Annotated in this window: 16 protein-coding genes; 4 read left to right on the top strand and 12 right to left on the bottom strand. The window is 62.8% G+C overall.

Annotated features, from left to right (window positions below):
• Positions 1-64 precede the first annotated feature (64 nt).
• The 3 genes from BUB62_RS08980 to BUB62_RS19540 all read right to left on the bottom strand — a co-directional run bounded on the left by BUB62_RS08980 (position 65) and on the right by BUB62_RS19540 (position 8,095).
• On the bottom strand, positions 65-6,745 hold the full coding sequence (locus BUB62_RS08980) for an FG-GAP-like repeat-containing protein (protein ID WP_084538949.1): 6,681 nt from the start codon (positions 6,743-6,745) through the stop codon (positions 65-67).
• Between the two features lie 263 nt (positions 6,746-7,008).
• Complete coding sequence (locus BUB62_RS08985; RefSeq protein WP_073108952.1) at positions 7,009-7,557, bottom strand: phage tail protein; 549 nt, start codon at positions 7,555-7,557, stop codon at positions 7,009-7,011.
• Between the two features lie 88 nt (positions 7,558-7,645).
• On the bottom strand, positions 7,646-8,095 hold the full coding sequence (locus BUB62_RS19540) for a phage tail protein (RefSeq protein ID WP_073108955.1): 450 nt from the start codon (positions 8,093-8,095) through the stop codon (positions 7,646-7,648).
• Positions 8,096-8,981: 886 nt separating this feature from the next.
• Here BUB62_RS19540 and BUB62_RS08995 point away from each other — a divergent pair.
• Positions 8,982-9,533 carry a hypothetical protein gene (locus BUB62_RS08995; RefSeq protein ID WP_143164093.1) on the top strand — a complete coding sequence of 184 codons (552 nt, stop codon included), beginning with the start codon at positions 8,982-8,984 and terminating at the stop codon, positions 9,531-9,533.
• Between the two features lie 200 nt (positions 9,534-9,733).
• A complete protein-coding gene (locus BUB62_RS09000) occupies positions 9,734-10,426 on the top strand; it encodes a hypothetical protein (RefSeq protein ID WP_143164094.1) in 693 nt (230 codons plus the stop codon).
• Between the two features lie 95 nt (positions 10,427-10,521).
• Here BUB62_RS09000 and porD read toward each other — a convergent pair whose 3' ends face one another.
• From porD to BUB62_RS09025, 6 genes are all read right to left on the bottom strand, one after another.
• Positions 10,522-11,436: a type IX secretion system protein PorD gene (gene porD / locus BUB62_RS09005; RefSeq protein WP_073108961.1), complete on the bottom strand. Its 915-nt coding sequence runs from the start codon at positions 11,434-11,436 to the stop codon at positions 10,522-10,524.
• Entirely contained in the window at positions 11,429-12,082 is a 654-nt protein-coding gene (locus tag BUB62_RS19790) for a phosphopantothenoylcysteine decarboxylase domain-containing protein (protein ID WP_084538950.1), read from the bottom strand. Before BUB62_RS19790 ends, porD begins: the two co-directional genes overlap by 8 nt.
• 123 nt (positions 12,083-12,205) lie before the next feature.
• Complete coding sequence (locus tag BUB62_RS19795) at positions 12,206-12,763, bottom strand: flavoprotein (protein WP_084538951.1); 558 nt, start codon at positions 12,761-12,763, stop codon at positions 12,206-12,208.
• A 7-nt stretch (positions 12,764-12,770) separates the two neighbouring features.
• Complete coding sequence (locus BUB62_RS09015; protein ID WP_073108963.1) at positions 12,771-13,118, bottom strand: DNA-directed RNA polymerase subunit omega; 348 nt, start codon at positions 13,116-13,118, stop codon at positions 12,771-12,773.
• 151 nt (positions 13,119-13,269) lie between these two features.
• A complete protein-coding gene (locus BUB62_RS09020; RefSeq protein ID WP_073108965.1) occupies positions 13,270-14,094 on the bottom strand; it encodes an outer membrane protein assembly factor BamD in 825 nt (274 codons plus the stop codon).
• A gap of 56 nt (positions 14,095-14,150) precedes the next feature.
• Positions 14,151-15,839: an OstA-like protein gene (locus BUB62_RS09025; RefSeq protein ID WP_073108968.1), complete on the bottom strand. Its 1,689-nt coding sequence runs from the start codon at positions 15,837-15,839 to the stop codon at positions 14,151-14,153.
• 301 nt (positions 15,840-16,140) lie between these two features.
• Here BUB62_RS09025 and tilS point away from each other — a divergent pair, with 301 nt between their 5' ends.
• Positions 16,141-17,466, top strand: coding sequence for a tRNA lysidine(34) synthetase TilS (tilS, locus tag BUB62_RS09030; protein ID WP_073108970.1), 1,326 nt, complete (start codon positions 16,141-16,143; stop codon positions 17,464-17,466).
• A gap of 154 nt (positions 17,467-17,620) precedes the next feature.
• Positions 17,621-18,559 carry a malate dehydrogenase gene (gene mdh / locus BUB62_RS09035; protein WP_073108973.1) on the top strand — a complete coding sequence of 313 codons (939 nt, stop codon included), beginning with the start codon at positions 17,621-17,623 and terminating at the stop codon, positions 18,557-18,559.
• Positions 18,560-18,812: 253 nt separating this feature from the next.
• Here the strand turns inward: mdh and BUB62_RS09040 are convergent, their stop codons facing one another.
• The 3 genes from BUB62_RS09040 to mutL all read right to left on the bottom strand — a co-directional run bounded on the left by BUB62_RS09040 (position 18,813) and on the right by mutL (position 22,534).
• Complete coding sequence (locus BUB62_RS09040; protein ID WP_073108975.1) at positions 18,813-19,706, bottom strand: rhomboid family intramembrane serine protease; 894 nt, start codon at positions 19,704-19,706, stop codon at positions 18,813-18,815.
• A gap of 11 nt (positions 19,707-19,717) precedes the next feature.
• Positions 19,718-20,503: a rhomboid family intramembrane serine protease gene (locus tag BUB62_RS09045; protein ID WP_073108977.1), complete on the bottom strand. Its 786-nt coding sequence runs from the start codon at positions 20,501-20,503 to the stop codon at positions 19,718-19,720.
• 84 nt (positions 20,504-20,587) lie between these two features.
• Positions 20,588-22,534 (bottom strand): DNA mismatch repair endonuclease MutL, encoded by a 1,947-nt coding sequence (mutL, locus tag BUB62_RS09050; protein WP_073108979.1) that lies wholly within the window; start codon positions 22,532-22,534, stop codon positions 20,588-20,590.
• Positions 22,535-22,689: the final 155 nt, after the last annotated feature.

Here is a 22,689-nt window from a genome sequence, read left to right on the forward strand (position 1 = left end):
CCGCGCCGGAAGGCCGGGCGACAACGACAACGCGTCGTCGTCGCCCGGCCTGGGCTCCAGCGGACTAGTCCACCACCACCGACTTGGTGATGGTGCTGCTACCGGCCTGGATGCGCAACACATACACGCCCAGGGGCAGGCCCTGCACGTCCATGATGGTTTGCACGCCGGCGGCGGGCAGTGCTACGCTAGTGGTACGCACGGGCTGGCCCAGCACGTTATAAAGCGTGAGCGTGGCCTGAGAAGCACCCGCTACGGCCGGCAGGCTCAACGTGAAGCTGCGATGAGCCGGGTTTGGATACAAGCTCACGCTGGCCGCCGTCAGGCTGCCCTTGGTGGCCGTGGGGGCCAGGGCCCCGAAGCGCAGCGAGAAGCGGCTGGTAATCAGCGCCGCGTTGGAGGCGGAGAAGGCGTAGCTCGGCTGCTGGCGCAGGTCGATCTGCTGGCCCGTCACCGCGTCGTGCAGGTACACGCTGGTGGTGCCCAGGTTGGCTAGGCTGGCCGCCTGCAGCGAGTAGGTGCCCGTCGTGGGCACGCCTACGGCCAGCGGCACCACCGTGGCGGCATTCTGCGCCGGCAGTCCGTTGACGGCCAGGTTGAGGCCAGCGGCTGACGAGGACAGGTTCAGGCCCGTCGGGTTGGCCAGCTTCTCGGCGTCGAAGCGGGCGTCGAAGCCAGCGGTAGCGCCTTGCTCAAAGTAGACGAAGGCCGGCTCGTGCGTGCCCTGGGCCGAAACCAGATCCAGCTGCACCAGCGGGCGAGTATCGGCCGTACTGCGGTTAAAGGTCGGGTTCTGGTAGGTAGTCGCGCGCCAGGCATTCTGGAAGCTGAACGCGGGCACGTTCTGGCTCACGCGCAGGAAGAAGCCCTGCATGGCGGGCACCAGCCCGCTAGGCAGCGAGCCCACGCCGTTCACATAGGTCTGGTAGGTGCCGTTGTACTGGTCCGCAGACTTGTACACGTAAATGGCATCCTGCACGCCCGTGGGTAGGCCGGCACGGGCCACACTCCAGTCCAGCGGGGCCGGATAGGGGTTGCCCAGCAACTGCCAGCCCGCGTTGGCCTCAGGGCCGCGCGACAGGGCTCCGACGGATACGGCACCGGTGTTGAGCGTACCAGTCAGGTCCACCTTCTCGCTGGCCCCAATATTAACCGTGTAGCCGCGGCCTACGGCCAGGGCATCGGTGAGGGCCGTGGGCGAGAAGTAACCCTGCTCGAAGGTCTGCGTAGCGGCCGAGGCACCCGTGATGCGGGCCTCGTCGTAGCCATACACGGTCGGGAACGGGGTGACGGTATTGCCCTGCGTGTTGTAGGCGCTGTTGACCACGGGCGAGAAGCCGGCGGTGGCCAGGTCACTAACGGTGGTACTCTGCACCGGCGAGCTGTAGTGGCGGTAGCCCAGGCCCGCGTTCAGGCTCGGATCAATGTAACGCTGCATAGTGGCCGTGCCGACCACGCTGCCACCGCTGTTCACGACCATCGCCGTGGCCGAGGCATTCGACTCGAGCGTGAATGGGTTGCCGTTGGTAACGAAGTTGCCGTTGAGCGTGAGCAAGCGCTGCACCGAGGTGTTGGCCGAGGTGCTCAACTGCGCGCCGCTGGCCCCTACCGTCAGGTTCCAGAAGCGGGTGTTGCCGCTGCCCAGAATGCTGGCCAGCGTAGTCGAACCCAGCGACACCGTGCCGCCCGTGGGCTGGAAGGTGCCGCTGTTGGTCAGGTTGGCGGTAATGTTTAGGGTGCCGCCGGTCTGCGTGAGCGTCGAGCCCGGGTTCAACGTCAGCGCCTTGGCCGTGGCCGTGCTGGCCGAGATGCCGGGCATGTTCGGGGCCGCGGCCGGGATGGTGGCGTCCACCGTGGTGGTGGGCACGCCGCTGCTCCAGTTGGCGGCCGTAAACCAGTCGGAGCTCACCGCGCCCGTCCAGCTCGTGGCCGTCACTACAGCGGTGTAGGTGATGGAGAAGGACGAAGCAGCCGTGTTGAAGTTGCTGGCTGCATCCTGGGCCACGTTAGCCGGCACGCTCACCGTTACTATGCCGTTGCCGGCCGGTGTCACGGTGAAAGTATAAATGGAGCCGGGGCTGGTGCCGTTAACGATGCTACCGGTAATCGTGCCGTTGGTTACGGTCACATCACCGGCAACAAATCCCGTTACGTTCTCCGAGAAGGTCACCGTGAAGGGAATCGGCGAAGTGGCGGTGCTGCCGCTGCTGGCACCCGCCGAAGAACTGATAGCCACGCTGGGCCGCACCGTATCCACGGTGAAGGTGTTCGTGTTCGAGTTGGCACTGACGGTCGAGCCGCTGGTCTGGGCCGTGGCGTACACTGTGTGGCTACCTTGGCTCAGGGCCGTGGGCTGGGTCAGGCTGAAGTTGCCGCTGGCATTGGCCGTGGTCGTGCCGATGCTGCTGCCGTCTACATACACCGTCACGATGCTGTTGGCCGGAGCCGTGCCCGAGTAGGTCGGCGTGGTGGTGTTGAGGGGCTGGCCGTTGGCCGGCGTGGTAACCACCGGGGCTGCCGTCACCGGCTGGGCGCCGATGGTGAGCGAATAGGCGCGCGACCCACTGAACGGACCCGGGGTGCCCGAGGCGTCGGTGGCCGTCACGGTGAAGTTGAACGTGCCACTGGCCGCAGGCGTGCCCGAGAGCGTCCCGTTGGCAGCCAGCGTCAGGCCCGTGGGCAAGGTACCGGCCGTGATGGCAAAGCTATAGGGTGCCGTACCGCCCGAGGCGCTCAGGGTTTGGCTGTAGGCCGCGGCTACCGTGCCGTTGGGCAGCGAGGCTGGGTTCACCACAATGGTGGGCGCTACGTACTGCACGCTCACCGCGTTGCTGGCCGCGTTGCCGGTGTTGTTGGCATCCAGGGCCACATTGGCGGCCAGGCTTACCGATACGCTACCCGCGCCGGTAGGCGTCACGGTGAAGGAATAGGGGCCGCTGCCGCTACCCGCGAAGCTGCCGCTGGTCAGCGTGCCGCCCGCTACCGTCACGTCCGAAGCCGTGAAGGTGGTGCCCACGCTTTGCGAGAAGCTCACCGTGAAGGGAATGGGCGACGTGCTGGTGGGGCTGGCCGAGGTGGTACTCACGGTGGCCGTCAGGGCCGGGGCCGTCACGCTGAACGGGGCTGAGGTGAAGGACTCGTAGGTGGGGGTATTGTTGGGCTGAATATTTCCCACGAATACGTCGTTCACGAACACGTTCAGCCGCTGGTCGACTGCGGTGTAGTAGCGCTGGATGGTCTGGAAGCTCACCTGGTAGCTGCCCGTGGGCACGGCCAGGTTCTGCGAGACGCTGGCGTTGTTGTCGCCGGCGCTCTGTATCAGGGCCACCGCGTCGCCGTTAGGCGGCAGGGGCTGGGGCTTGCCAGCGACTTGGGAGTCGAAGGGGCTGCCGTAGCGCGCCACGCCGGACGTGCCGGTGAAGCTCCAGGGCGCGGCCACTACGCCGTCGGCCGTCTTCTTGAAGCCGCTAGGCGCCACGTTGTTGCTTTCGAAGCTGCCGTTTTGCAGGCCGTTGGCCACCACGGTACTGGTGCCGCTTTGCAGCACCTGCACCACGTCCACGAAGGCCGTCACGTCGCCGTTGCCGCTGGCACTGCCCGCGGCCTGAATGCGCAGGGTGGGAGCCGCCGCGAAGCTCTTGGTGATGGTGTATTGCTCACCGCTGGTGTAGGGCAAGCCGGTTACCGTAGGCGAAACGCCCGTGCTGTTGTCCACGTTCAGGCGCAGGGTGCCATCGCCGGTGCCGGTGTTCACTACCACCGTGTAGGTGGTGCCCGAGCCGCTCGCGCTGCTCACCGCAGCCCCGCTAATGCCAGTCGTCGTCAGCGAGAAATTGCTCACCGTTACGCCGCTCACGCTGCCCGAAAAGACGACCCGGTAGCTCACCTGGGCCGTCGCCGTGGGCGAAGGATTCAGGCGCGTGACCGACACCACCGTGGCCGTGGTGGGCTGGGTGATGGTGAAGCTGCGCGTGGTGGTGCAGCCGTTGGCGTCGGTCACGGTCACGGTGTAGGTGCCGGCTGTCAGGCCCGAGGCCGTGGCTCCGGTGCCGCCGCTCGGGCTCCAGGAGTAGGTGTAGGGCGAAGTGCCGCCGCTCACACTCACGGTGGCCGTGCCGTCGCTGCCGCCATTGGTCGTCACGTTAGTCTGCGAGCCGGTGGTGGCCAGGGGCGAGGCCGGCTGGGTGATGGTGATGCCGCTGATGGTGCGGGTACAGCTGTTGGCGTCGGTGATGGTCACCGAGTAGGTGCCCGCCGTCAGGCCGGTACGGTCTTCGGTGGTCGCCCCGTTGTTCCACAGGAAGGTGTAGCCGCCCACGCCGCCGGTGGGCGTCAGGTTGATGGCGCCGTTGCTGCCGCCGAAGCAGGCTACGTTGGTTACCACCGTCGTGCCGTTCACGGCCGAAGCCGGCTGGGTGATGGTGAAGGACTGCGTGGCCGTGCAGCTATTGGCATCGGTCACGGTCACGGTCCAGGTGCCGGCCGTGAGGCCGGTAACCGAGCGGGTGCCGTCGCCGGTGGGGTTGCCGGGCGTCCAGTTGTAGGTGTAGCCGCCCACGCCGCCAGTGGGAAGATTAATGCTGGCGGCCCCGTTGCTGCCGCCGAAGCAGGAAATGTTCGTCTGGCTGGCTGGGGTAACAGCCAGTGCCGGGGGCTGGGTGATGGTGAAGGACTGCGTAGCCGTGGCGTTCGTGGCGTCGGTCACGGTCACGGTCCAGGTTCCGGCCGTGAGGCCGGTGACCGAGGTGGTGCCGTCGCCGGTGGGGTTGCCGGGCGTCCAGTTGTAGGTGTAGGGCGCTACGCCGCCAGTGGCCGTGTTGACGCTGGCGGCCCCGTTACTGCCGCCGAAACAGGAAACGTTCGTCTGGCTGGCTGGGGTAATAGCCAGTACCGCCGACGTGGTGAAGGTGATATTGCTGCCGTAGCTGGTGCCCGCCGAGTTGATGGCGTAAGCCCGCACCGTGTACTGGGTGCTGGCGGTCAGGCCCGTAATGGTTTGCGAGAAGCTGCCTGTGCCCGTCCCGATCTGCACCTTAGTGTTGCTGGTGGTGGGCGTGCCGGTGCCGGCTACGTACACCACGCCGCGCTCCGTGACCGTCGCGCCGCCGTCGGCGGTCACGTTACCGCCCAGCGTGGCGCTGGTGGGGGCGATGGTAGTGGCGGCCGCCGTGGTCACCGTAGGCGCTACGGCCAGTACCCCGGTGGTGAAGTTATAGGTCGTGTTGTCGAAGATGCCGACAAACGTCCGTCCATCGGCGTCGATAAAGATTTCCTCGTCGGCCCGCACGGCGTAGCTGGTCGTGTTGGCCAGCGTAATGGTGGGGTCGTAGGTCCAGGTGGTGCCCGAGCCGGTAATGTTGCCGGCCCCTACGGCCACCGTTTCCACTACCACGTTGTCGGAGGTACGCACCAGATACAGGTTGCCGTTGCCCTTCACCACGCTGCGGTCGAAGGTCAGCACGAGGTTGGTGCTCGGGCTTACGCCCGTAGCGTTGTCGGCCGGGGCGGTGCTGGCCAGCTGCGGCCGGGTAGCGTCCTGGCGCAGGGAGCGGGGGGTGGTGGCGTTGAGGAATTCCACCAGGTCAGCATCGCCATCCACGTCGTAGTCGACCGGAACGATGGCCGTGACCGTAATCTGGCTGAACGACTGGCCGCTGAGCGGGCCGCTGCTAAAGGTGCCGGTGCCATCGTTGGCGGCAATGACGGCCGCGAAGGTGCCGTCGCCGTTGTTGAGCTGCAGGCGGATACCGGTGTTGGCCGTATTGCCCGTCTGATAGAGAATGTCCTGGTCTCCATCCGACTCAATGTCAAGCAGCAGGAAGCGCGCGCCAAACGTGATGGAGGGCAGGCTGCTGATGGTGCTGGCAGTATACGTGCTGTTGCCGTTGTTGCGCAGCAGGCGGGGCGCGGTGTTGCTCTGATAATCCACCAGGTCCTCGTCGCCGTCGTCGTCCAGGTCGGAAGTCGTCAGCGAAGGTTGCAGGAGCTGGGTGAAGGCAATGCCGCTGAGCGGGCCGCTGCTGAAGGTGCCCGTGGCATCGTTGGCCGCAATGACGGCCGCGAAGGTGCCGTTGCCGTTGTTGAGCTGCACCCGGAAGCCCGAGCCGGACGTGTTGCCGGTCTGGTACAGAATGTCCGGGGCCCCGTCGTTGTTCAGGTCCACGAACAGGTGGCGGACGCCAAAGCTGATGGCTGGTAAGCTGGTGATGTCTACCGCCGTGAAGGTGGCATCGCCATTGTTGCGAAGCAGGCGCGGAGTAGTGCTGTTCTGGTATTCCACCAGGTCTTCGTCGCCATCGTTGTCCAGGTCCACTACCTCAATGCCGGGAGGGGAAAGCTGGGTGAAGGTGATGCCGCTGAGCGGGCCGCTGCTGAAGGTGCCCGTGGCATCGTTGGCGACAATGGCCGCCCCAAAGGTGCCGGCGCTGTTGAGCTGAACCCGGAAGCCCGAGCCGGACGTGTTGCCGGTCTGGTAAAAGACGTCTTTGTCGCCGTCTTTGTCGAGGTCCACAAACAGGCGACGGGAGCCGAAGGTGAGCGCCGCCAGGCCCCGGTCGCCCTGCAGGCTGTAGGTGACGGCGGCCTGCCCGCGCCGGGCTGGCTGGCTGACCTGGGCCTGACTGCCCACGGGGCCGAGCAGAACCAGCAGCAGGACCAGCAGGCGGGTCCGCAGCCGGTTCCAGGATTTGCCCACATCCGTGAGCAGAGCAGCCGGAGGGGATGCTACTGAATAACTATTTTCCATAAAGTGGAAAGAGGAAGGGTGAAGTATGACTGGTGAAGGGGAATTGACTAAGGCAAGCTGCGGAGTGGCGACAACCAGTAAGCAGGGCCAGGGCCCGCCCGGAAGAGCGGGGTGACTAGTAGCGGGCTCTGGGCTGGGCGGCTGCGCAACCGGAGCTAACTAGCTGATAGGCGGATAAGGCTGCCCCAGGGGGCAGCAGCAACGCGGGAGAGCAGCCCCGCGCCCCGGTGGGTGAGGCGTGGGGCTGCTCTCCCGCGCAGGAATTAGCTGCGCGCCGGGTAGAGGCCTTCCAGGCAGATGATGTAGCTCAACCCCAGGTAGGGCTGCAGCACGCTCACGGGCTGGTTGTTGCCCGTGATGCCAATGGCCGATGGGGAACCCGGCGTGACGGTAGTAGCCGGACCGTAGATGTTGGCCGTTACGCTGTCACCGGAGTTGTCGACCGCGGCGCTGGGCTTGGCCAGCATCACGCCGGAGCCCGGCGTCGTCGTATTGGCCGTGCCGGTCGAGAATTGCTGGGTGTGGGTGTGGGCGGGCAGCTGCGCGGTGGTCAGCGTCACGCTGTTGGCTCCACCCGTTTGGCCCAGGGCTACCTGCGGCAGACTGGGTCCGGTGCCTTGCCCTACCGCCACGCGGCCCTGCAGGTTGGGCAGGGCGAACGTCTGCACGCCGTTGCCGCCGTAGGTGGTGCCCAGAAGAGAAAACAGCGCGGAATATTGGGCAATGGGTAGAATCTGGCCGTTGCAGAAAGCCCAGCCCTGGGGCGCGAAGGTGCCTGCAAACAGTTTAACGACACCGATGTACTCATCCATAGTGAGGAGGAAAAAAAGTGGGAGAAGAAGAGAGAAGAAAGAAAGCTTAGGTCAGGAAAAGCGCCCGGAGGTGGCCGGAATCAGCCGCTCAGACGGCGCGGGCGGTTCGGGGACGGCGGTGATGGGCCAGGCGCAGGGTGATACCGTCGCCAGTCGTAGCCGGCGCGTTAGCTATCTTAATGGCGAAGACTCTGCCGTCCGGCAGCCGGTCCGGTCCGGCCAGCTTGGGCAGGGCAAAGGTGTTTTCGCCGTCGCCGCCGTAGAGCGTGCCCAGCATGGCAAACAGTGCCGGGTATTGGCCGGTGGGCAAGTGGCGCCCGTCGCAGTGGGCCCAGCCCTGGGGCAGGGTGGCCGTGGCCAGCATCTTGACCATACCAATGTATTCATCGCCGCCCACCAGGGCCGAGGCGGCTGCCGGGGCCACCGGAGCGGCCAGCAGGGTGGCAGGGGCCGTCAGCAGGCCGGTGCCCATCAGGGCGCCCAGGCCTTTGAGCCAATGCCGCCGCGAGGCCAGGCGGGGCTGAGCGGCAGCAGACAAGGGTTGAGTAGAGGGTTGTTCCATGCAGAAAATGAGTGGGGCAAAGAGATAAGTGGCAAAAAAGACTGGTCAGCGGGCTGCTGTGGATGAGAGCAAGCGCAGAAGGGGTAGCCATGCAGCCCGACAGCTAACGGGCTGCATGGCTACCCCTTCTGGTCTATTCGTGGCAGCAAGCCCGGGAACAAGCCAGTCAGAGACAGGCAACAATTAGGACTTGGTACAACCGGATAAAGGTGGTAGCTACGTTTGAGCAAAGGGCGATAAAAGGACAGGATAGAACAGCAGGTAACCAAGACTAGGTGGCCTGAATTAAAACACAGTAAGCAATAGGATGGGTGAGGCAGGGCAGGGAGTAGCGTTCTGCTACAGCATAGGACAAAATTGAGGAATAAACTTCTATTTCACAATGTTACTTGAAATTATACCCGACCAGGTTGCCCATTTTGCTCCCTGCACAAGAGCCCGCAGCGCAGCAAAACTTACCCCTGGCACTGCTGCCAGCTGGCCGCCTGCTGGCGGCGGCTACCGGCGGTAGGCGGCCCCGCGCCGGGGCCGAAAGTCAGCCTACCTGAGTTAGGGGGCCCTGCGGCTGCGCTGCAAGCGTGCCTACCCGAGTTAGGGTGCTTTGCGGACGAGCGGCGAGCGTGCCTACCACTGGTAGGGTGCCAGGCAGCTGGCTTGCAAGCGTGCCTAACCGGGTTAGGGTGCTCTGCAGCTACGTTGCAAGCATGCCTAACCGGGTGAAGGAGCCAGGCAGCGCAGCTGCCCGCTGCCCTACCGCCGGGGAGCGGACCGGCCGAAAGTTTTTTCCGGCGTGAAAACCTGTACCGTTATGGTACACCAGCTGCTTACCTTCGCTCTGTTCTTCCCTGGCCTACCCCTATCTGTGTTAGACCCTATCCCCGTTTTCGCCCCCAACTACCTCGCTACCCGCGCCGCGACGCCGCCGCGCCTGTTCCGTGCCCGCCCCGCTTCGCCCCTGCTGGCCCCTATGCGGGCCTTTCTGACCGGCATTGGGATTGAAACGGAGCAAGTCCGCCTGCACGGCGCCTGCTTTCTGCCCGGCCTGCGCATCGACGGCGGCCGGCTGCTCATCGACCCCGCCCGCCTGCAGTACCCCGGCGACGTGCTCCACGAAGCCGGCCATCTGGCCCTGACTCCCGCCGCCGAGCGGGCCGCCTTGCATGGCAACGTAGTCGAGTCGCAGCCCGAGCGCGAAGGCGACGAGATGGCCGTCATGCTCTGGTCGTATGCCGCCTGCCAGGCCCTGAATCTGCCGCCCGAAGTGGTCTTTCACCCCTCGGGCTACCACGGCCAGAGTGCCTGGATTCTGGATAACTACCGCCAAAACTGCTTCATAGGCCTGCCCTTGCTGGTCTGGATGGGCCTGACCACGCCCGAAACCTTTCCGCGCCTGACGCGCTGGCTACGGGCCTAGCGTGAGCAGTTGCGCCATAAGGCGGCGGCGGCAAGGAAAGCCGCCCTACCCAGCTCAGCGGGCCAGGCGGCACAACCGCCCACTGCCCTACCGCCGGGGACCGAACTGGCCGAGAGTTTTTTTCCGGTGTGAAAATCCGTACCGTTACGGTACGCCAGCTGCTTACCTGCTCCCACTCTTCCCTGGCCTACCCCCTATCCATGTTAGATCCTACCCCGTTTTTCGCCCCCGACTATTTCGCTACCCGCGACGTGACGCTGCCGCGCCTGCAGAAATTCGCGCTCGACGTACTCCAGCGCCTCACCCTCGACAACCCCGACGGGGTCTTCGCCGCGGTCATCGCCGACCTGACTACTTACTATACCGCCCTGTTCGGGGCCATCACGCAGGCCGATGCCGGCACCAGCCAGCGCCGCACCGGCGCCCAGCAGATGTGGGGCGCCCTGGCCGATTTGCAGCACCAGCTTGAAGCCGACAAAGCTCTGCTCGACTACAAAAGCCAGAAGACGCCCGCCATCCGCACCGACTTCTTCCCCAACGGCCGCAAGGAGTACACCCAGGCCACCTTGCTCACCGCCGATCTGCTCTTTGCCCGCGCCGCCCAGGCCGCCACTACCCACGCCAAAGCCCTAGCCCGCTACGCCGGCTTCTACCAGGCCTTTAAGGCCGGGCGCGCCGGTACCGGCTCCGGCGACGAGCAGCACGACAAGGCCCGCGCCGCCGCCACCACCCACCGCCAGGACCTCACCCTGCGCCTCACCGACGCAGCGAAGCTGGTGGCCGCCCAGTTTCCGCGCGACGAGGCCCGCTGCCAGGCCTACTTCCGCACGGCCCTGCTGCAAGCCCCGGCCGCCGCGAAAAAGCGCGCCAAGCCAGCAACTGCCACCGCGTAGCGCCCTCCTTGCGCTGGCCCGCTCACAAATGAAAGCCCCAACCGAAGATCTTCAGTCGGGGCTTTCGTTTGTGAGCGGGCCGGCCGGGGCGCTGCCTATTTCAGCATGCCCTGGTACTTGGCCGAGTTTGTCGGGTCCACCTCGCTCATCATTGTCACCACCTGTTGCTTCTGCTGCACATCCTGGGTGGTGCGGAAGATGTTGGCTATTTCGTCGGCTTTGGCCGTGAAAAACGAGCGGGCCAGCAGCGTGCCGGGCCGGCGCACGGCCGCCTGCTGCACGCCCTGCAGGGCCGTGAAAATGCTGGTCCGGGCCTCGTCGGGCTTCTCGATGAAGATATCCAGCCCCTGGCGGTAGTAGGCGTAGCTGCCCGAACGCAGCCCTTCCAGCTGCGGGTCCTGCAGGTTGTTGAGCAGCCAGTAGCGGTTGCTGGCCTCCGTGTCTTTCCAGCCCTTGTCTACTTCGTTGGTGGTGCTCTGCGAGGCGGCGTTGTTGAGAATGTTCCGCGCCCGGTCGTAGTACGGCGAGCCGCCCAGCCGTGCGAAGCTGTCCTGATCCATGCCGATAATGAGGTAGGCGTAGAAGCTCAGCAGCGACGACAGATTGCCCACAAAGGCGTTTTCGGAGTAGTCAATCGGGGTTTGCGGGTTGTAGCGGAACACCCAGCTGCGGTCCACAAACGACAGCATATTCGTCTCGTAGCCCGTGCCATACACCGGCCGCGTGGTTACGATGCGGGCCGTGGCCTCGTACAACCCATTCTCCGGAATGCGGTTGATGCCCACAAACAGGCGGCAGTTGATGCGCTCATCGGGCCGGTAGGTCTGACTGGTAAAGGGCCGGTTGTTGAGAAACGTCTGCATGTCATTCTGCATCTGCTGAATGAGCTGGCGGTCCGATACGGTCACGTTTTCGGTGGTCACCACCACCTGGGCATCAAGCTCCTGCGCGCGGGCCGGCCGGGCAGCCAGCGCGAGCAGAAACAGCAGCGGAGTCAGAAGTTTACGCATCTCGGTAAGGCAGGCGGGCAAATACGGTTCGGACAATATCGTGGGCCACTTCGGCTTTCGGCTTCAACTCAAAGATAGTCGTTTGGCCGCCGGCTTCCAGCAGGGTCACTTTGTTGGTATCGTGGCGGAAGCCCGCGCCGGGGTCGCGCAGGGAGTTGAGCACCACCAGGTCGAAATTCTTGCGGCGCAGCTTGTCCAGAGCGTGGGCTTCCTCGTTGTTTGTCTCCAACGCAAAACCCACGGAAAATTGTTCAGCCCGCTTCGTACGGCCCAGCGTGGCGGCAATGTCCACGTTCTTTACCAGCTCCAGCGTAAGCGTATCACCGTCCTTCTTAATCTTATTCAGGGCTGCTTCCCGCGGCTTATAATCGGCCACGGCCGCCGCAAAAATCCACACATCCGCCTCATGAGCAACAGCGGCGGCGGCGGCATACATCTGGTCGGCCGTTTCCACGCGGGTGGTGCGGATGCGCGGACTCGCCGGGTCGGGCAGGTTAGTGGGGCCGCTGATGAGCGTTACCTCGGCGCCCTGCTCGGCAAAGGCTTCGGCCAGCGCGTAGCCCATTTTGCCGGTGCTGTGGTTGCCAATAAACCGCACGGGGTCCAGCGGTTCGTAGGTGGGGCCGGCGGTGATTAGGACGCGCATAAGCAGAATAAGTAATAGCAGAACGGGTCATGCTGAGCTTGTCGAAGCATCTCTACCGCTTCGTTGCAATACTATTCAGACGAAGCGGTAGAGATGCTTCGACAAGCTCAGCATGACACACCATTATTTGCCGTTGGTAAAGAACCGCTCCAGTTCGGCCACAATGTCTTCCGGCTCCAGCATCCGACCGGGGCCGGAGAGGCCGCTGGCCAACTCGCCGGCCGGCGAGTCGAGGACGTGGTTGCCGAAGCGGCGCAGGCGCGCGAAGTTTTCCGTCACGGCCGGGTGCGCGTACATATCCAGGTCCATGGCGGGGGCCAAAAATACCGGGCAGCGGGCCGAGAGGTACACGGCCGCCAGCAGGTTGGGGCAATGGCCGTTGGCCAACTGGGCCACCGTGTTGGCGCTGGCCGGCGCAATCAGCAGCGCATCGGCCCACAGGCCCAGCTGCACGTGGTTGTGCCACTCGCCAGCGGTTTCGTCTTTCAGAAAGCCCGTCAGGACCGGCTTTTTCGACAGCGTGCCCAGCGTGAGGGGCGTAACAAAGGCCGAGGCCGAGGCCGTCAGAATGACTTGCACCTCGGCCCCGGCCTTCACCAACAGACGCACCAGCATGGCGGCTTTGTATGCGGCAATGCTGCCGCATACTCCCAGCAAAATCCGGCGGCCCTGTAGCGGCATCAGCAGCTTACTCGACTACGCGCAGGTTGCCGTTCTCGTCGAACTCCGACGGCGTGCTGAAGTAGACTTTGCCTTCCAGAAACTCCTCGATGGCGAGGTTGGTAGGCTTGGGCAGGCGCTCGTAGTGCTTGCTGATTTCGATCTGCTCGCGGTTTTCAAATACTTCCTCCAGGTTGTCCACGGTGGTGGCAAACTCGGCCAGCTTGCCGTTCAGCTCTTCCTTCAGCTTCACGGAAATCTGGTTGGCCCGCTTCGAGATGATAGCCAGCGACTCGTACACATTGCCGGTTGTAGCGGCAAAATCCGACATGTTGCGGGTCACGATGGAGGCGGATACGTTGTTCGGAGTTTTCATGATGTTGATGTGCTGATTTGTTAATGTGCTGATGTGCTGATTCTTTAATGTGCTAATGTGCTTATGTGTTAATGTGCTGACGTTCCTTTTTTCACTCAGGACATTCTCACATTGAAAAATCAGCACATCAGCACATCAAAAAATCAGCACATTAATTAGCGGCCGTGCCGGCGGGCTTTAGCTTGGCAATTTCGGCCTGGGCGGCCACGTACATGGTTTCGGCTTCCTTCAGGTTCTTGCTCTGCGGATACGTGTCGAGCAGGAACTGGTAGAACGGAATCACCTCGCGGTAGCGTTCCAGCTGCTTTTCGGGCACGCTTTCCTTGGCCAGGCTATACTGCGCACTTAGCTTCAGAAACGCGGCCTGCTCGTTGTAGGCCGAGGACGGAAACTGTTGCTGAAACGAGGTAAACGCCGTGACGGCCGACTGGTAGTAGCGCACCTGATAATACAGACGGGCGCTTTCAAATGCCTTGTTTTCCAGCTTTTTCTGCAGCTCCAGCGACATACTTTCCGCCTCGGGCCGGAACTTGCTTTCCGCGTAGCGGTTCAGAAAATCCTGAATGGCCTCGATGGCGGTGTAGGTGTTAGTCTGGTCCAGCTCAAACTCGGGCGAGTCGCGGAACAGGGATTTGGCGTACAGAAACCCTGCCTCCTCCGTGTAGATGGAGTTCGGATACGTGTCGGCAAAGGCCTTGAAGTAGTAGGCGCTCAGCACGTAGTTGCGCTGCTGGTAGTTGGTGTTGGCGAAGTAGAACTGGGCTTTTTCGGCCTCGGGGCGGCCTTTAAGCAAGGGCACCAAGTCTTCGAGCAGGGTACCAGCTTTGAAAAAGTCGCCTTTGTCGTAGTACTGCACCGCGGCTTCGTACTTCTTGGTCACGTCGCTGCTTTTGAGCAGCTTCTGGTAGCCCGTGCACGACGCCAGCAGCAACGTGCTCAGGAATAGAATAAAAAAGGCAGGGCGAAAGTGCAGCATAAGGGGCGCAAAGGTAGCGGATTGCGAAGCCGAATCAAAGGTGGGGCCGGGTGGGGCTAGCGGGCCTTAGGCCGGGGCGTTGCGGGGGCAGCTTTGGCCGGAGCGGCCCGTTTCACAGCCTTTGGTCTGGTCGTCGTGGTTTTGGGTTTCGATCTGGGGCGGGCCTTCGGCTTTTTGGCTTTGGTGGGTAGGGCGAAGTGCTTGCCCAACACCAGACGGCGCGTGGGCCGTTCCGTGGGCCGCCAGCGGAAGTCCTTCAGCCGGCGGTCGGGGTCCTTCAGCTCGTGCGGTGGAATGAAGCTGGCATCGGCGTTGGTGAGGTAGGTAATGGATTCGAGCTTATTGTCGGCAAAGCGCAGGGCCATGTTGGCACTCACGGCGCGATTCATGCCCGTCAGGGCCGTGTCGCCATCAAGAGCAAAGTAGAGGCTCTCGGCGTTGCCAAGCACGTTCACTTTTTTTATTTTACTATCTACAAAGTAGGCCACCATGTTGCGGCCTTTCACCTGGTTGTAGTTCAGCAGCGTGTCTTCGCCAATGATGAACGAGTTGGCGTACAGGCGCATCTGGTCAATCTTACCCTTGCGCTGGCGCAGGTCCATGCTGTCGGCGGTGAGCTGGTTTTTATCGGCCCACAGCATCGGCTGCTTGTTGAGGTAGATGATGGAATCCTGGCGGTCGTAGGTCAGCGAGTCGCAGCGGCCCTGCAGGTCTTTGCGGAAAATCTTCACCCGCGGGTAGGCATACAGCACGCCGGCCGTGTTGCGGGGCGGGCGGCCTTCCACGCTCACCAGCGTGTCGGCGGCCAGGTAGAGCGTATCGCCGTCGGAGATGTTGCGCATCACGGGGCTGCTGCCGTACACTTTGGTGCGGCCCAGCGCCCGCCAGTACCGGCCCACGTCGCCGCGCAGCACAATGTTGTCCTTCTTGGAAGTCATCGAGACGTGGCCGGTAGCCACGCCGTACTGCCGCACCTCGTCATACACCAGCTTGTCGCCGCCCAGCAGGTAGCTCGGCGTTTCAATCTTGGCGTTGCGCTGGAAGTTGGAAACCTTGGTCACGGTGTTGTATGACCCATTTTCGGCGTAGATGCTGCCCTGCTTACCCTTGATGCGCGTGGGGCCGAAGAAATAGGCAATCTTGCTCAGCGTGTTATACTGCAGCGTGTCGGTGGTGATGTCGTTTTCCTTGGTCACCAGGTGCACGTCGCGCTTGAAGCTGAACACCTTGCTGGTGGTATTGTAGTAGCCGTACTGGCTGTCGAGCGTGTTTTCGGGGTCTACGAGGTGGCCGCCGGTGCTGTAGTACGCCAGATTTTTGCTCAGGTCGTAGTCGAGCACCTGGGTGGTGAGGGTCATGCGGGGGTCGCGCATGGTCACGTTGCCGGTCATGCGGGCCTTGCGGGTGTCGCCGTCGTAGGTGCCCCGGTCGCCGGTGATGGTCACGGTATCGTTGTCGACGATGCGCACGTTGCTGAAGGCCTCAATGGCATTGCGGTCGAGGTACTGGTAGGCCGAGTCGCAGTAGAGGAAAGTGTTTTCCTGCTTGAAGCTCACGTTGCCTAGCAGCTTGCGGATTTCAACTCCATTGAAGGTGCCCCCCACCAGCTCGCGGGTGCCGGGCAGCAGCTGGATGCGCTGGCCTTTTTGCGGGGCGGCCGACGTGGGCCGGGGCCGTTGCTGCGCCACGGAAACCAGGGGCAGCAGCGCGGCCAGAAACAGAAAAAGTGACTTTATCGACGGCATTTCACAGCAAAGGTACGGAAGGCCCGCCGGTAACGCCCATCTTTGCATTGTAGTGCATTTTTTGAGGAGCTAGAAGTTAGGAGCTAGGAGTCAGGAGTTAGTTCCCCTCCTTTTTTCAAGGAGGGGTGCCCGAAGGGCGGGGTGGTCAGCTAGAGCTAGGAAGTCGTTGAACGATTAATTAGCTCTAAAAAAACCGTTCAACGACGGAACCACCCCCAACCCCTCCTTGAAAAAAGGAGGGGAGCTTAGACCTAGCCTTAGCTTCTACCTCCTAGCTCTCAACTCCTAGCTCCCAACTCCCATGCTTGACCGCGTCCGCCAATACATTCAGGAAAACGAGCTTTTCGCCCCTACCGATCAGCTATTGGTGGCCGTGAGCGGCGGCATGGACTCGGTGGTGCTGGCCGATGTGCTGCACCGGCTGGCGGTGCCCTTTGCCATTGCCCACTGCCATTTCGGCCTGCGGGGCCAGGAGGCCGATGCCGACGAGGAATTCGTGCGCAAGCTGGCCAAGAAGTACGAGGTGCCCTACTTCGCCGAGTTTTTCCAGACTAAGGCTTTTGCCGAGCAGGAAGGCATTTCGACGCAGATGGCGGCCCGCACGCTGCGCTACGAGTGGTTTGAGCGTCTGCGCCAGACCCAAGGGCTCGACTACATTGCCACCGCTCACCACCAGCGCGACGCGGCCGAAACGATGCTGCTCAACCTCACCCACGGCACCGGCTTGGCCGGCCTGCACGGCATCCGGCCCAAAAACGGCCGCGTGGTGCGCCCCCTGCTGGGCATGGCCAAAGGCGACCTGTACGACTACCTGGTAGAAAACCACCTGATCTGGCGCGAAGATGCCTCCAACGACAGCACCCTCTACCAGCGCAACCGCCTCCGCCACGACGTGCTGCCCGTGCTGCGCGAAATAAATCCCAACCTCGACCACACCCTGCAAATCACCGCCGAGCGCGTGGGCGGGGCCGAGGAAATCGTGCGCCGCTACGTGGCCGATACGGCCCGCGCCGCCCAGCACGAGGAGGCTGAAGTGACGTACCTGAACATTGCCACCCTGCAGGCTACGGCCGCCACGGCGCTGGTGCTGCACGAGATGTTGCGGCCGTTCGGCTTCTCCTATTTAGTAGTGAAGGACATTGTGGCCGCGTTCCATGCGCCCTCGGGCCGCCGCTTCGAGTCGCCGACGCACCTGCTGGTAAAGGACCGGGAGCAGCTGGTCATCACCCGCCGCAACCTCACCAAGTTCGGCACCCACCAGATAATGGCCGGGCAGGAAGTGCTCAAAATCGACGGGTTGCACCTGCGCCTGGATCTGGCCGAGGCCGCCGGCTTCGACGTGCCCAAGGGCAAAGCCGTGGCCGCGCTGGATGCCGATAAGCTCAAATTCCCGCTCACGGTACGCCCCTGGCAGGAAGGCGACTGGTTTATGCCCATCGGCATGAAGGGCAAAAAGCTCCTCTCCGACTTCCTCATCGACCAGAAGGTGCCGCTCAACCTCAAAAGCAGCGTGTGGGTGCTGGTTTCGGGTGATGGTAAGATTGCCTGGGTCGTCGGCTTCCGGCCCGATGAGCGGTTTAAAGTGACGGAGGAAACCCAGCGGGTGCTGGTGGTGAAGCGGATGTAGCTGTTTTTGAGGAGCTAGGAGCTAGGAGTTAGGAGCTAGAAGTAAAGTTTCCTGCTGGGGCCATTCACTTCTCCTAACTTCTGGCTCCTAACTCCTCGCTTCTCCTTAGCTTTACGGCTCCGATTCTAACTCTTCAAACTCAATTTTCCACCCGATGAAAGTAACCGTTGTTGGAGCTGGCAATGTGGGCGCTACCTGCGCCGATGTATTGGCCACCCGCGAAATTGCCAACGAAATCGTCCTCGTTGATATCAAGGAAGGATTCGCCGAAGGCAAAGCTCTGGATATCTGGCAGAAAGCCCCCATTATCGGCTACGACTCCCGCACCGTGGGCGTCACCAACGACTACAGCCGCACCGCCAACTCCGACGTGGTGGTGATTACCTCCGGCCTGCCCCGCAAGCCCGGCATGACCCGCGACGACCTGATTTCGACCAATGCCGGCATCGTGAAATCGGTGACGGAGCAGGTGGTGAAATACTCGCCCAACGCCATTATTATCATTGTCAGCAACCCGCTCGACGTGATGACCTACCAGGCCCACCTCACCTCCGGCCTGCCTCGCGAGAAGGTATTCGGCATGGCCGGCATCCTCGATACGGCCCGCTACCGCGCCTTTTTGGCCGAGGCCCTGAACGTGAGCCCGAAAGACATTCAGGCTGTGCTCATGGGCGGCCACGGCGACACGATGGTGCCCCTGCCCCGCTACACCACCGTGGGCGGCATCCCCGTTACGGAGCTGATTGACAAAGCAACCCTGGATGCCATCGTGCTGCGCACCACCAACGGTGGTGGCGAGCTGGTGAAGCTGATGGGTACCTCGGCCTGGTATGCGCCTGGCGCGGCCGCTGCGCAGATGGTGGAAGCCATCGTGCGCGACCAGCGCCGCGTGTTCCCCGTGTGCATCAAGCTGGAAGGCGAGTACGGCATGGACAACGTGTACCTCGGCGCTCCGGTGATTCTGGGCCGCAACGGTATTGAAAAAGTAATTGAGCTGCAGCTGAACGACGACGAGAAGGCGCTGCTGGAAACGTCGCGCGGCCACGTGAAGGAAGTAATGGATGCACTGGATAAAATGACGGCTGCTGTTTAAATCAGCACTTCATCCCACAGAAAAGGGCCGCTCTGCTACGCAGGGCGGCCCTTTTCTATTTTGTCATCCTTCATCTGGCGTACGCTTGCGAAAGACCTTATCACGGCTGAGCAAATCGTTGTTACGATATTCGTTCAACTGGCATAAGGTCCTTCGCAAGCTCAGGATGACAGTTACTTTGGCAACGACTGCACGCGAGATTCCTCGGCTTCGCTCGGAATGACGTTCTTCTTATGGGCCAACCCGCCCTCTTTTACTTCTGGCTGGCTTTGAACAGCTTCTGCTTTTCTTCTTTCGACAGACTCTCGTAGCCGGAGCGGGAAATCTTGTCTAGGATGCCGTCGATTTCTTCCTGTTCGGGTTTGATGGGGGCGGTTTTGCGGGTGGCGGTGGGGGCTTCGGCGGGGCGGCTGCGGTGCGATACGCGCAGGTTGGGGCGGCCCGAAACCAGGTTGCCCACCCAGTCGCCGATGGCCAGCACGGGGCGGCCCAGGTCGCGGCCCGCCTGCAGCTGCCGGATGAATAAGAAGCCCAGCAGCGCCCCGCCGATGTGGGCAATGCCGCCGCCCGGATTGCCCTGATTGATGGCAATGACCGAAATCAGAATGACGAAGGCGGCGATATACTTGATGCGCACCGGCCCGATCAGAAACAGGCTGAACGTATATTCGGGCAGCAGCGTGGCGGCGGCCATTACGATGGCCGTGACTCCGGCCGAGGCGCCCAGCAGCGGCGTGCCCACGGCCGGCCGCAGCACCGGCAGCAAATTAAAGGCCAGCACGAACACGACTCCGCCCACCAGCGCGCCCAGAATGTAGAGGCTCACCAGCCGCCGGTCGCCGAGGTATTCGCGCACCAGCGCCCCGAACCAGTACAGGTTCAGCAGGTTGAAAAAGATGTGGAAGAAGCCCTCGTGGGTGAAGGCGTAGGTGAGCAGCGTCCAGGGGTGGCGCAGCAGCGCGGGCAGATCGGAGGGCAGCACGAACTGCCGCAGCACGTTGGCGAAGTAGGGCTGGAAGCCGGAAAGCCACAAAACGGCTTTCACCAGCACCAGAAAGACAAACACCAGGACGTTGATCAGCAGCAGCTGGTTCAGCGCGTTGTCGCGGCGGCTGAAGGCGGTGCGGATGTCGTTTACGATACTCATGGGGCAGAAACTCAGTAGAACCGGGCGCGGCCTCGCTCCCAGATTTTCAACAGGATAAACCCGATCAACATTCCGCCCAAGTGGGCGAAGTGCGCCACATTGTCGCCGGGCGTGCGGTGTACGCCGCTGTACAGCTCATACAACGCATACATGGCCACAAAGTACTTGGCCTTGATGGGAAACGGAAAGAATAGGAGCATCAATTCGGTATTCGGAAACAGGTAGGCGAAGGCGAACAGAATACCGAACAAGGCCCCGGAAGCACCCAGCATGGGCGAGTTGAGGCCGCGGGCGTACATATCCTCCAACGAGGTGAGGGCGCCCTGAACGAGCTGCTGGTCGTCGGGGGTGGCGTGGAGCTGGCGCACGACGGGCGCGAAGGCATCGGCGTACTCCTTCATATTATTCTCCACAAAATCCTGCAGGTGTACATCGGAAGGATCTTGCCGGAACACCTCGATATCCTGCCGCATGCGGTTGATTTCATAATACCGTACCCCCGAATACAGCACGCCCGCCCCCACGCCACAAATCAACCAGAAGGCCAGAAAGCGGTTGGCGCCCCAGCGCTGCTCCAGCAGCGGGCCGAAGGAAATCAGGCCGAACATATTGGAGAAGATGTGGCCCAGCCCGCCGTGCATAAACATGTACGTGACGAACTGCCAGGGCTGAAAAAAGGCCGACTCGACGGGAAACAGGGCCAGAAAATTCATCCGGCTGGCCAGTTGCGTCTGCAGAATAAAAACGCCGATGTTGATAAAAAGCAGCGTACGAACCGTGGGGGTCAGATTGAACATGAAGGGCAGAGTAGCGCGAGGGAAAGTACGCGGGAAGAAAGGAGCGGCCGCCGCCGCTGGGTCTACGCAAAAGCGGCGCGGGCGCTAGGGCTTACGGAAAAAGTCCTGGAGCTGGCTAAGCTCCAGCAGCACCAGCGTGCGGCGGCCGTCGGGGGTGTAGCCGGGCACGGCACAGGCAAAAAGCCGATCCACCAGCGCGGCCATTTCCTGATCGGAGAGGCGGGCGCTGTCGCTGGTGCCGGCCACGCGGCGGGCCAGGGCGCGGGCCACTTTTTCGCGCCGCTCCAGGCGCACGGGGCCGGCGTGGGTCCGGAATTGCTCGATGAGACCTTCCAGCAGCTCTTTTTCGTCGCGGTTGGGCACATCGGCGGGCAGGCCTTCCACGGCAATGGTATTAGGCCCAAACTCAGCGAAGCGGAAGCCCAGCGCGTGCAGATCGTCGGCCACTTCGCGCAGCACTGCAAAATCCTGGGGCGTGAAGGTGACGGTGCGCGGAAACAGCAGCGTCTGGGCCCCGACGCTTTCGCGCTCCAGGCCCTGCACGTACTGCTCGTACAGGATTCTTTCGCGGGCCGCCACCTGGTCAATCAGCATCACCCCCGACTTTACCGGCACTAATAGATACTGCTGGTTTACCTGAATCACGCGGCTGCCGGGGCCGCCGGTGGCCTCGCGCAACGGCAGCTCCGGCGCGGCCGGAGTTGGCGGCACGGCGGCGGGCAGCGTAGTTTTTTCTTCGCCAAAATCCGGAATCTGCGGCGCCGTGGCGGGCAGGTCGGGCACCACGGTCTGGCCCAGGGAGCGGTAAAACTCTTCCAGGTCGCGCTTGGCCTGCTCGGTGGGGCGGGCGGGCGCATTGCCGGCGGCGCTACGCGGGTGCGCGGGCTCGTCCTTGCCTTTGGGCGCGGCGGCGCGGGCGGCAGCCGAAGCCAGCGCATCGGGCCGGAAGTCGTCGGTGAAGGAGTTGGCCCCGGCCGAGGAGCGCAGCGGCTGAATGGGCGCGAAGTTCACGTCGCCCTCAAAGTCCAGCGACGGGGCCATGTTGTGAATGCCCAGGCTCTGCTTCACAGCGGCCCGCACGATGGCGTACACGGTTTTCTCGTCCTCGAACTTGATTTCCGTCTTCGTGGGGTGCACGTTGATGTCGATGGCCTTGGGGTCCAGCTCCAGAAACAGCACGTAGAACGGGTGCGTGTCGCGGGGCAGCAGGCCCTCGTAGGCGGCCAGCACGGCGTGGTTGAGGTAAGCCGAGCGGATGAAGCGGTTGTTGACGAAGAAAAACTGGTCGCCCCTACTCTTCTTGGCCGACTCCGGCTTTCCGATAAAGCCCTTTACGGTGATAAACGGCGTTACTTCTTCGCAGGCGGCCAGCTGCTCCTTATAGCCATTGCCCAGCAGCGCCACGATGCGCTGGCTGAGCCGGCCGGCCGGCAGGTTGAACACCTCCAGGTCGTTTTGGTAGAGCGAGAAGGTGATCTGCGGATTGGCTAAGGCTACATGCTGGAACTCGTCCAGGATGTGGCGCATCTCCACAGCGTTGGTTTTCAGAAAATTGCGCCGGGCCGGCACGTTGAAGAACAGATTTTTTACCGCAATGCTGGTGCCGTCGGGGCAGGCCACGGGCTGCTGGCTGGTAATCTGCGAGCCTTCAACGAGCAGCAGCGTACCGGTGTCCTGGTCGCGCTTTTTGGTGCGCAGCTCTACCTGGGCCACGGCCGCAATGGAGGCCAGCGCCTCGCCGCGGAAGCCCAGCGTGCGGATGCGGAACAAATCTTCGGTGGAACGAATCTTGCTGGTAGCGTGTCGCTCCAGACTCATCCGGGCGTCGGTAGGGCTCATGCCCGTGCCGTTGTCCACAATCTGCACGAGCTGCTTGCCGGCGTCCTTCACGATGAGCTGCACCTGGGTAGCGCCCGCGTCCACGGCGTTTTCGAGCAGCTCTTTCACCACCGAGGCCGGGCGCTGCACCACCTCGCCCGCCGCAATCTGATTGGCCAGGTACTCGGGCAGCAACTGAATCACATCCGCCATCGGGCACGTTACTGAAGTTGATTATGAAGAGGTTAGCCGCCGAAAAATTGACCCGCCAACGCCAACTGGGGTGCCGTGCCGGGAATTTCTCCGTAAGTTTGCGGCCAACTTTAGTGTGCTTAGCAACGGACGAAATTCCAATCCGGCGCGTTATA

Origin of the sequence: Hymenobacter daecheongensis DSM 21074 (assembly GCF_900141805.1) — a bacterium.
Classification (GTDB): Bacteria; Bacteroidota; Bacteroidia; order Cytophagales; family Hymenobacteraceae; genus Hymenobacter; species Hymenobacter daecheongensis.

Excerpts from the sequence above, each read along its gene's own strand:
- BUB62_RS09020 (WP_073108965.1), bottom strand. The coding sequence starts at position 14,094 with ATGCTGCACTTTCGCCCTGCCTTTTTTATTCTATTCCTGAGCACGTTG.
- BUB62_RS08985 (WP_073108952.1), bottom strand. The coding sequence starts at position 7,557 with ATGGATGAGTACATCGGTGTCGTTAAACTGTTTGCAGGCACCTTCGCG.
- BUB62_RS08980 (WP_084538949.1), bottom strand. The coding sequence starts at position 6,745 with ATGGAAAATAGTTATTCAGTAGCATCCCCTCCGGCTGCTCTGCTCACG.
- BUB62_RS19795 (WP_084538951.1), bottom strand. The coding sequence starts at position 12,763 with ATGCCGCTACAGGGCCGCCGGATTTTGCTGGGAGTATGCGGCAGCATT.
- tilS (WP_073108970.1), top strand. The coding sequence starts at position 16,141 with ATGCTTGACCGCGTCCGCCAATACATTCAGGAAAACGAGCTTTTCGCC.
- porD (WP_073108961.1), bottom strand. The coding sequence starts at position 11,436 with ATGCGTAAACTTCTGACTCCGCTGCTGTTTCTGCTCGCGCTGGCTGCC.
- BUB62_RS09040 (WP_073108975.1), bottom strand. The coding sequence starts at position 19,706 with ATGAGTATCGTAAACGACATCCGCACCGCCTTCAGCCGCCGCGACAAC.
- mutL (WP_073108979.1), bottom strand. The coding sequence starts at position 22,534 with ATGGCGGATGTGATTCAGTTGCTGCCCGAGTACCTGGCCAATCAGATT.
- BUB62_RS09045 (WP_073108977.1), bottom strand. The coding sequence starts at position 20,503 with ATGTTCAATCTGACCCCCACGGTTCGTACGCTGCTTTTTATCAACATC.
- BUB62_RS19790 (WP_084538950.1), bottom strand. The coding sequence starts at position 12,082 with ATGCGCGTCCTAATCACCGCCGGCCCCACCTACGAACCGCTGGACCCC.
- mdh (WP_073108973.1), top strand. The coding sequence starts at position 17,621 with ATGAAAGTAACCGTTGTTGGAGCTGGCAATGTGGGCGCTACCTGCGCC.
- BUB62_RS09025 (WP_073108968.1), bottom strand. The coding sequence starts at position 15,839 with ATGCCGTCGATAAAGTCACTTTTTCTGTTTCTGGCCGCGCTGCTGCCC.
- BUB62_RS09000 (WP_143164094.1), top strand. The coding sequence starts at position 9,734 with ATGTTAGATCCTACCCCGTTTTTCGCCCCCGACTATTTCGCTACCCGC.
- BUB62_RS09015 (WP_073108963.1), bottom strand. The coding sequence starts at position 13,118 with ATGAAAACTCCGAACAACGTATCCGCCTCCATCGTGACCCGCAACATG.